An 8,452-nucleotide genomic window follows, 5' to 3' on the forward strand; every position below is an offset into this window, starting at 1 on the left:
TCTTGCCGCGGAATTGGCCTCCGCCTCTAAAATCGTTTCTACCTTCGAACTTGCTAATGGGAAACCTCCAGGGTTTTGTTAGTGTGCAGCTTCTTTCATTAAAGAGGACTGCAATTTTCTTTCGTTAATATCTTTTGAAATCAATTTCATTAATTCGTCGACAGTGATGCCCTTATGTTCAGAGCCATCACGCAAACGAAGCGACACAGTTTTCGTCTCAGCTTCTTTATCGCCGACGATCACCATGTACGGAACTTTCTGCAACTGTGCTTCGCGGATCTTAAACTTCAACTGCTCGTTGCGGTTGTCAAACTCTACGCGGACTTGGTTGTCTTTAAACATCTTTTGCAAGTCTTCGCAGAAACCATTCACACGATCCGTAATGTTCAAAATCATCACCTGAGTCGGAGCGAGCCACGGCGGCAAGTGTCCTGCTGTGTGCTCAAGGTACACGCCGATAAAGCGCTCCAATGAACCCAAGATCGCTCTGTGCAACATCACAGGACGGTGGGGAGCATTGTCTTCTCCCACGTACTCAAGACCAAAGGCTTCTGGCAAATTGAAGTCGACTTGTAATGTGCCCAACTGCCAAGGACGGTTCAAAGCATCAACGAACATGATATCAAGCTTCGGCCCGTAGAACGCGCCATCGCCCGGATTGATCGTGAATGGCAATTTCAAGCTATCCAAAGCTTTCGTCAAAGCGCCTTCAGCCTTGTCCCAAACTTCGTCAGAACCCATGCGGTTTTCTGGACGAGTCGACAAGAAGATCTTGTAGTTGTTCATACCGAGCTGAGTGTAAACGCGGTTTAAGAGCTGCATGAAGCTTGCGATCTCGGTCTGCATTTGATCGATCATGCAGAAGATGTGCGCATCGTCCTGACAGAACGTACGAACGCGAGTCAAGCCGTGCATCGCACCTGATTTTTCAAAACGGTGCAAGCGACCGAAGTCCGCCATTCTGAGCGGCAATTGCTTGTATGAATGAGGCTCCGCCTTGAACAACAAGCAGTGTGAAGGACAGTTCATCGGTTTTGATGCAAAGTCGCGCTCATCCACGCGTGTGAAGAAGATATTATCTTTGTAGTTCGCCATGTGACCTGAAGTGATGAACAGATTTGAATCAAAAATCTGCGGAGTGATCACTTCTTGGTAACCGAACTCGAAATACAGCTCACGCATGTACTTCTGCAATTGGTTGTAAACTACCGCACCCTTGCCAGTGAAGAACGGAGACCCCGGAGCCCACTCATGGAAGTGGAAGAGACCTAGCTCTTTACCAAGCTTACGATGATCGCGCTTCTTCGCCTCTTCGAGGTTGTGAAGATATTGATCGAGTTCTTTTTTATCAGCAAAGGCTGTTGCATAAATACGCTGAAGCATCGGCTTCGTTTCATCACCACGCCAGTAAGCACCTGCCACCGACATCAATTTGAAAGCCTTGATTTGACCCGTGGATTGAATATGCGGGCCACGGCAGAGATCAAACCAGCCGTCACCATTGAAGTAGATGCCCACTTCTTTTTCGCCCTTCTCAGCCAAACCCTCGATGAGTTCGACTTTGAAACGCTCTTTCATTCCTTTGAAAGTCTCAATTGCTTTTGCAATCGGCCAGTTCTGACGAACGATCGGCAAATCTTTGGCAACGATTTCAGCCATTTTCTTTTCGATTTGTGCGAAGTGCTCTTCAGTGAAATGGAATGGAGAATCGAAATCGTAATAGAAACCATTTTCGATCACTGGTCCAATCGTCACTTTCACTTCAGGCCAGATCTGCTGAACAGCTTCGGCCAATACGTGCGCCGTCGTGTGACGGATCACTTCGATCGCTTCAGGAGATTTGGTCGTGATCAAAGCAATCTTGCTTTGATCTTTGAGAGGCGTCCGCAAATCATCGATCTCGTTCGATCCGTTAATTTTCACACCAAGAGTTTCTTTCGCTAAACGCGGACCAATAGATTGGGCCACTTCCAGCGCCGAGGGTTCGTGATCAAACACCTTCGTAGAATTATCAGGCAAAACGATTGTAACTTGTGACATTATGAAAGAATTTTGGTCGCCATGATTGCGACCGAAGTATGTGAGGTTGCTAATGATTTCTTAAGAGAAATACGCATCCGATAGTCTTAGAACGAGGGGGCCTCTGCGTCAACAGGAAAGCTATGAAGACGCCTTCACAGCTCGCCTTGGATTCCCTATGGTTTCCCTGGCTTACGCGTAGCGTCTTTTGAGGTCTCAGAGCCGTTTTCACGCTTCATCACCTCGATGTAGTCGTTCACGATGCTCTCAAACTCGGCATAGCTCTTAGCCTCGTCTTGAGTAAGTGCTTTAAAAAGGGCCTCCCCTTGCCCTTGATCGGCATGCCACTTCCCGGCCCGTTGAGCCAGATAGCGATACACATCCTGCCCCTCTTGGACGTCTTTATCCGAAACTTTGCCCTCTGGATCGAGGGCTAAAAAGCCGCGCGTACGTTCGCGGGCGATAAATTGGTACTTGCCGCCGTCAACAAAGCGGTAAAAACCAAAAGTCGATCGTTGCGGACGGTAGAACTCGATTAAGCTATTGATACGGTCACGCTGTGTACCCTGCTGTTCATAGAGATTCATCGCCGGCTCCGCCAGGGTTTTAAGCTCAATCACCGTGCGAGCCCCCTTATTTTCGATCAAGAACCAGAAGCGCGGAATCCCCTGACTGCCACCTGTATCTTTGATTTTGTACGCCTGGGCGAGGATTTTCACGTCCCCCAAAGAGTTGATCATCGCACCGATGCTTTCGACGTACACATCGCGAGTCACCGGGTCCATTTCTGACAGCGGGCGCACGCCGGCAGCCGCCGTGAAGCCTTTGCCGTCGATGATTTTATCGAGGTACTTTTTCTGAATCGCCAGATACTCGCTGTGGCTTTTGCCTAAGATGGTTTCAATAATTTTCGGCTTTTGGATTTTTTCATCCTTCAGGCCATCGAGATAGTTCTTCCAAAGATCATGCAGTGGCACTTTATATGGAGACACCTGGTTGCTGATCGCAGATCTCGTAAAGTCCGCAAATAGTGAGGTGTGCCCGCCGTCATCAACGTCGATGAGGCCGATTTTGCGAGAGCCGTTAGAAAGCTCGATATCACCGATATTCAAAATATGAAAATCCCCGATGCCTATACCCTCGACTTTGAAGGCCTCCCGTAAAGAAACTAAATGCGGACGGATGGCCTTAAAGTAAGCCCAATTATGAGGAGCGTTCGCGCGAACCGCGGAAAACAGATTTCCTTCGGTCTTCCGCCACTCCCCGGTGGCAGCAAAAGTAATCTGCATGGGACTCGCACTCGCCAGCACATGCTCACACAGGGGCGCACCGCCGGCAAAAACAGTTGCAGGTGCCGAAGCTAGGCACAGGTTCGCCAAAATTGTTGCAAGTGTTAGGGTTCTATTGCGCATATTTTCTTTCTGTGAGGCTTTCCTCGGGGTTTGTCATGGACCCGTCAGGGTTCGTCAATTTCTCAGCAGGAAGCGTGCCCCAGAAGACTCACGCCGAGAAACTGTCTAAAAGTAAGACAGTTTCGTGACCTCAAATGAAATCTTTCACTAACGCGGTTGACATTGTCTGTTTCTGTTCACCGTGGTTGTTCCAGGCGTCGACTGGATTGACGAAAACTTTTAAACTCGCTGAGTTTGAATTTTTTTGTCGAGCTTTCAGTCTTTTCTCGAGTGTCAACAACCCAAGATGGCGCGTTCACATGAAGAATCTTGGAAGTGTTTCCAAAGTTCTGAGATGATGATTTCATGTTCGTTAAAAGGACGTCACACAAGGAGCACCCATGAACACCTCAAAACTGGTTTTCATTGCGGTGACACTTTCAATATTGCACGTAGGTTGTCAGAAGTTGTCAGTCGGCAGTGAGAATGAAGTGAATACGACAGAAAGTCTAGGCATCAACTGTAAAACAGATGCCGCAATCGATACCTCTTCCTTGGCTATCCAAGGTTCTGAGGTGGCAGCAAAAGGTCAATCCGTCGTTTATAAATTAAACGAAGACCTCGGCTGTTCAAGCTCACAGAAACTGAGCTGGAAAACCGTTGGCAGCAGCGCTGTGAATTCAGGCGCAGCCATGACGGCTTCCTATAAGAAAGCCGGCGAATATGTCGTCGTTGCTCAAGTGGAATCTTCCATGAGCAGCTCTTTCTCAGGAAAAGTCGCTACGACTTCAACGACTGATATTTCAATGAAAACGATCGTCGTTGCTAGCCAAGCTGCGATCTCGGGCCCTGATTTGGGCATGGTCGGCAGTGCGCTGAAATACCAAATCGCCCTTCCAAGCGGCATGAGCCTCGCCTCTGCGGATTGGAATTTCGGCGACGGTTCCGCTGTTCAAAGCGGCCTCGGCCAAGTGGCGCATACTTATGGTCGCCCAGGTGACTACCAGATTTCAGTTGCTATCGTTGATGGCAACCAGAATAAAAGCACTCTCTCGCAAAAAGTAACCATCGTGAACATTCAAGATGGTCTTGAGTGCGTTTCCGACCTTGCCATCTCGGGCCCTACTGAGGCGAACGTGAACGCACCGGTGGCAATGTCACTTTATATTCCAGCTTGTTTGACGAATAAAATCACGGCTGTGACTTGGAACTTGGGCGACGGTTCAAGCTCTTCAAATCAAAGCGTGACTCATACATATAGCAATGCCGGTGATTACCAAGTGACTGTGCAAATCTATATTGGTGGCGATACCAGCACTCCGTGGGTGACTCTCACTCATGATATTGCGGTCAGCAGTTTGCCAGTGGATCCAGAGCCATCACCAACACCGGCGCCAAGTCCTACTCCGGACTTGAATAAGTGCCCAGCAGCGGGTCAGCAACGTGAGACCAAAGGTGAAATCTACTCTGAAACAGTGGCTTGCGGTTTAAACGGCACGAAAGTGATGTCTTACCGTGACACTGTTGTTGAAGAATGCCGCCTTGTTGGTGAACACCTTGACTGGGTGAAAGCTTCGACTTCAAAAGACCTTCTCAGTGAAGGCTCTTGCCAAGGTCAGTCTTGTAATTTACCGGACGGCTCACAAATCGTGAACGGCTCCACAAAATCAAGCGTTATTACTGGCGAAGTCAGTGTGGCATTGACTTGTGAGTTCGGTGAAACCGGTCACTTCAGCATTTACAACCAAGTCTCAGACCTTGTTTGTAATAACGGCCAAGTCAGCCAAACCAACACTCGTCAAGGCACTGTGAAAACTCCAGGTTCTTGCCCTGTGTACTCTTATCAAGCGACTGACACCTGGTCGGCTTGCTCCGCGGATTGCGGCGGTAAGCAGTCCCGCATCTACGTTTGTAAAGACGACAGCGGCAACGTTGTTTCCAACGACCGTTGTAAAATCGCAGCTCCTGTTGAAGAACGCGTTTGTGACGGCAATCCTGCAGCCGTTCGTCGCCAAGAAGTTTCAACTTCGAGCGAAGAAGCCAATAGCTCGAACAAATGCCCTGCGAACCAAATCGGCGTCATCGTTCAGTCTCGTGATGTGACGAATACGAAGACTTATGCTTGTATCGATCACAGCGTGAAACTGGAAAAAGATGAAACGACTTACGGTGCATGGGTTTCCCAAAGCTATTGCCGTGACTACGTTGCTTATCGCTGTTCTCAAGATAGCTTGAGCAATGATGAAGCTAACGGTCGCTATCAGTGGATGGTGAAATGCCAAGACCAAGTTCCGGTTATCAAAGAATTCCTTGAGAAGTTTGATAACGTGAAAGTGGGCGGCAACGACATCGACACGAGCGCGCGCAAGCTCTACCCGACTTTCATGAACCGTGCGACCAATCCCGAAAAAGTGTGGATTGCGCCTAAGAAAGCCAGCGGTTCTTGCGTTGTTCCTTCGACGGCTTACATTGCAGCGGTTTGTGTGTCCTCTTGCGCAACGCCAGAGCAACAAATCATTGCCGATGTGAAGGCTCAAGGACAAGGCAAGTATGTCACCTTCATCGAAGCATTGACTAAAAACTACAGCCACGTTGTGACTTTGAAGAATACAAATTCGATGAACAGCAAAGCTGTTGAGAAAACTCCTGTGGACCAATGGGTGACTGAGTTGATCGATGGCGAGCATGACATCATTGTCTTCACAATGAAATCAGGTCGCAGCATTAAACTCACTCCGAACCATCCAGTGGTTGCCTCGAACGGTATGATGAAGCTTGCGGGCGAATTCGCCGTCGGTGACAGCCTGGTTGAGCTCGGTGGTCACTTGGATGCCATCGTGTCTTTAGAACATGTGAAACATTACGGTAAGGTTTATAACCTCTTCGTGAAATCGACCGAGATCCAGAAAAATATCGTTATCACGAACGGTTATTTGAACGGAACGGCATTCTTCCAAAACGAAGGTGCCGTGAATATGAACCGTGCACTCTTTAAAAACAAACTGACTCAAGGAATTTTTAACAAATGAGATGGCAACTAGATAAAAAGCACCTCTATGCTGGAGGTGCTGTCCTCCTCTTAGGATTAGCAACTGGAGGGGCTCTGTTATACAGAGCCCCTGCTTCCACTTCTTCACCGGAGCTTCCGGCTTCGCCGGTGCCGACGGAAAACCGCGGCACGATCAAGACGGTCGAAAGCAGTATTGGCGTAAAAACTGGCGAGTCTGCGACCCTAGACGCTGCGACGGCGCCCACCGCGAATCCGCCTGAAGGAACGCAGAAACCAAGCAAGCCGTTTGAAAACAAGACGGAGCTTGCGTCGTTTAAAATTTTAAAACAAAAAGTATTCCTGACTGAGCAAGAAAAAGAACAGCGCAAACATTTTATTCAAGACCGCGCGCTTTTGGAAAATTTAAAAAATCTCTTTAAATACCCTGCCCCTTACCAGGATCTTGAGGCGCAGCAAAATGTAGCCGTGGATCTTTTGCTTGAAGCCATAAAGTCCGGCGATGCTGAGACGGCCCGTGGTGTTTTCAAAGAAGTCATTGCCGACGCGACGATTGAGAACAATCAGCTTTCACCGGATCAGCGTCAAAACTTAGCAGGTGTTAAAGCTGAAGTTTTGTATCAATGGTCTTCACTCGAACCCGACCGCGCCAGCGAAATGCAGCAATCCCTGCCAGGCCCCGTCTCTCAGAAAATCTGGAAGAACGTAGTGACCCAGCAGGATCTCAACCGCGCGGAATCTGCGATCGCGAAATAGCCGGCAGACAGGCGCTTAGTGTCCCAGCATTGGGAATTGGCGCTGATGCCAGTACGGATAAATCGGTTTTGTCTCACTCACTTTATCAAGCTTCGCGACGTGCTCAGGGCTTAATTTCCAGCCGACAGCGCCGAAATTTTGCTTCAACTGCTCTTCGTTTCTAGCACCAATCACGATACTGCTGACTGTGGGTTTATTCAGAACCCAGTTGAGCGCGACCTGTGGCACCGACTTTCCGGTTTCCTGCGCGACCTCTTGAAGAACATCGACGATGTTGAACAAATGCTCCGACTTCGCTGACACCACAAAATCCATGTTCGCAGAACGCGAACCCGGTGCCGGTGGCGTTTTACGGGTGATTTTTCCTGAGAGTGCTCCCCCAGCCATCGGGCTCCAAATAATATTGGAAACTTTTTGATCCACAGAAAGCGGCATGAGCTCCCACTCGAGTTCACGGCCTGCCAGCGAATAGTACGTTTGATGAGCGACATACTTGCTCCAGCCGTATCTTTCTGAAACCGATAGCGATTTCATCAAGTGCCAGCCAGAAAAATTAGAACAACCAATGTAACGCACTTTTCCCGAAGTCACGAGATCATCCAAAGCGCGGAGTGTTTCTTCCACCGGAGTTAAAGCATCAAAGCCGTGCATATAATAAAGATCAATGTGATCGGTCTGCAGGCGTTTTAAACTGTCTTCACAGGCCTTCATGACAAACTGACGAGAAGAGCCGTAATCATTAGGCCCTGTGCCCATGGGAAAAGTCGCTTTGGTTGAAATCAGGGATTGCGCACGTTTCCCCTTCATCGCTTCGCCCAAAATTTCTTCGGACATACCTGTTGAGTAAGTATTTGCGGTATCGAAAAAAGTGACGCCGTTATCGAGACAAAGATCGATCAGCCGAGTGGCTTCTTTAACGTCGGTGCTGCCCCAGGTTTTAAAAAATTCATTGCCGCCACCAAAGGTAGCCGTTCCGAAAGTGAGTGCTGGAACATTCAAACCAGCGCCTAATAATTTTCTGTATTCCATGTGATGTGTCCTCTCAATGAGGCTCGAGTATCTCACTTACAGAAAATAGCGCTAGGCCTAACGCTCCATTTACGGTGGGAATTGCGGAAATGCATCGGGCTAACAAGGATTTTTGACATTCCTCAAGAGGTTTTGCCCTAAGCGCTAATGAGTTTTTTTCTCGGCCGCGATTTCCTCAAGGACCTGATCATAAACGAGCTTTAAACCATTGCGGTCGCGCACCGTGAGGATCGGCCAGTAAACTGATTTA

General features: G+C 48.7%; 5 protein-coding genes. 2 read left to right on the forward strand and 3 right to left on the reverse strand.

The window, feature by feature from the left end; translation table 11 throughout:
• Window positions 1–78 precede the first annotated feature (78 nt).
• Both thrS and JSU04_15965 read right to left on the reverse strand, forming a co-directional pair.
• On the reverse strand, window positions 79–2,040 hold the full coding sequence (thrS, locus tag JSU04_15960) for a threonine--tRNA ligase (protein ID MBS1971808.1): 1,962 nt from the start codon (window positions 2,038–2,040) through the stop codon (window positions 79–81).
• Window positions 2,041–2,195: 155 nt separating this feature from the next.
• The gene (locus tag JSU04_15965) at window positions 2,196–3,431 is read right to left on the reverse strand and encodes a hypothetical protein (GenBank protein MBS1971809.1); all 1,236 of its coding nucleotides are present in this window, start codon (window positions 3,429–3,431) and stop codon (window positions 2,196–2,198) included.
• 380 nt (window positions 3,432–3,811) lie between these two features.
• Here JSU04_15965 and JSU04_15970 point away from each other — a divergent pair, with 380 nt between their 5' ends.
• Both JSU04_15970 and JSU04_15975 read left to right on the forward strand, forming a co-directional pair.
• Entirely contained in the window at window positions 3,812–6,439 is a 2,628-nt protein-coding gene (locus JSU04_15970) for a PKD domain-containing protein (protein ID MBS1971810.1), read from the forward strand.
• The gene (locus tag JSU04_15975) at window positions 6,436–7,173 is read left to right on the forward strand and encodes a hypothetical protein (protein MBS1971811.1); all 738 of its coding nucleotides are present in this window, start codon (window positions 6,436–6,438) and stop codon (window positions 7,171–7,173) included. Before JSU04_15970 ends, JSU04_15975 begins: the two co-directional genes overlap by 4 nt.
• A gap of 15 nt (window positions 7,174–7,188) precedes the next feature.
• Here the strand turns inward: JSU04_15975 and JSU04_15980 are convergent, their stop codons facing one another.
• On the reverse strand, window positions 7,189–8,202 hold the full coding sequence (locus JSU04_15980) for an aldo/keto reductase (GenBank protein MBS1971812.1): 1,014 nt from the start codon (window positions 8,200–8,202) through the stop codon (window positions 7,189–7,191).
• Window positions 8,203–8,452: the final 250 nt, after the last annotated feature.

The organism is Bdellovibrionales bacterium (assembly GCA_018266295.1).
In the GTDB taxonomy this organism is placed as follows: Bacteria; Bdellovibrionota; Bdellovibrionia; order Bdellovibrionales; family Bdellovibrionaceae; genus JACMRP01.